This is a genomic window from Candidatus Eisenbacteria bacterium, assembly GCA_030017955.1.
In the GTDB taxonomy this organism is placed as follows: domain Bacteria; phylum Eisenbacteria; class RBG-16-71-46; order JASEGR01; family JASEGR01; genus JASEGR01.
Window position 1 is genome coordinate 1 of record JASEGR010000233.1, and the last position, 1,208, is coordinate 1,208.

2 protein-coding genes are annotated in these 1,208 nt (G+C 52.0%); both read left to right on the forward strand.

Translation table 11 applies throughout. The features are described from left to right. Nucleotides 1-61: 61 nt before the first annotated feature. The gene (gene murQ / locus QME66_13950; protein MDI6810044.1) at nucleotides 62-1,024 is read left to right on the forward strand and encodes an N-acetylmuramic acid 6-phosphate etherase; all 963 of its coding nucleotides are present in this window, start codon (nucleotides 62-64) and stop codon (nucleotides 1,022-1,024) included. 3 nt (nucleotides 1,025-1,027) lie between these two features. Beyond that, a partial coding sequence (locus QME66_13955) for a DUF2461 family protein (GenBank protein ID MDI6810045.1) occupies nucleotides 1,028-1,208 on the forward strand: 181 nt, incomplete at its 3' end.

Genomic DNA, 1,208 nt, shown 5'->3' on the forward strand with positions numbered 1-1,208 from the left:
GACAACATCTCAAAACAGCGACACAAAAAATCTTACTTCTTCAGCGAGAACTAATGAGTGGATGATGAGCGATCAGAAGAAATTATTCGACCAACTAACGCGCCTCAGCACCGAGCAGCGAAATGCGGCAAGTATGGACATTGATGCTCGCTCGGTGGACGAAATCTTGCGCATCATCAACAGCGAGGACAAACAGATTGCGGTAACCATTGAGGAGGAAATCCCCCATATTGTCAAAGCTGTAGAGCTCGTTGTGAGGTCGTTTAAGCGGGGAGGTCGACTTCTTTATGTAGGAGCTGGAACGAGCGGAAGGCTGGGGGTTTTGGACGCGGTTGAGTGTCCTCCAACATACGGCACTCCGCATGAGATGGTTCAGGGGATGATTGCCGGAGGGGAAAAGGCAATGTTCAGAGCGCAGGAGGGGGCTGAGGACAAGGAAGAGAACGGCGCGCGGGACGTTGCGGAGAAAAACGTCAGCGACAAAGATGTCGTATGCGGAATTGCCGCGAGCACGAGAACACCATACGTTGTTGGTGCGGTGAAACGAGCGAAAGAGCTAAGCGCAAAAACCATATATGTTACAACAAATCCGCGGGAGAAACTATATTCGCTGGAGTTTGCGGAACTTGCCGAGGCCATTGATGTGGCGATTTGCCCAAATGTGGGACCCGAGGTTATTATGGGGTCGACCCGAATGAAGTCAGGCACCGCCCAGAAACTTGTGCTCAATATGATCAGCACGACGGCGATGGTTCGCCTGGGGAAGGTGTACGAGAATATGATGATTGATCTGCAGATGACAAACCAGAAACTGCGGGAGCGGGCAAAGCGCGTGGTGATGACGATTACTGGTGTAGGGTATGAAGAGGCGGCCGACTATCTCGAACGCGCAGGCGGCCACGTGAAGACAGCTCTTGTGATGATCAAGGCGGGAGTCGACAGGGAAGAGGCGCAGGAGCGCCTTGAAAGAGCCGATGGATTCGTCAGAGCAGCCATTGAAGGAAGGGAATACCGGGCATTATAAACAATGTGGGAAAAGCTTACGCACACACCAACACTACAACTTACCGAACTCGACCTCTTTCCGCCCTTTGAGGGATTCCCCAGGGAGGGGATTGAGTTCCTCAAGCGACTGAAAAAAAACAACAATCGGCCATGGTTTGAAAAACACAAGGAGGAGTACGAGTCGTTCGTGAAGTTGCCGATGC

Excerpts from the sequence above, each read along its gene's own strand:
- murQ (MDI6810044.1), top strand. The coding sequence starts at position 62 with ATGATGAGCGATCAGAAGAAATTATTCGACCAACTAACGCGCCTCAGC.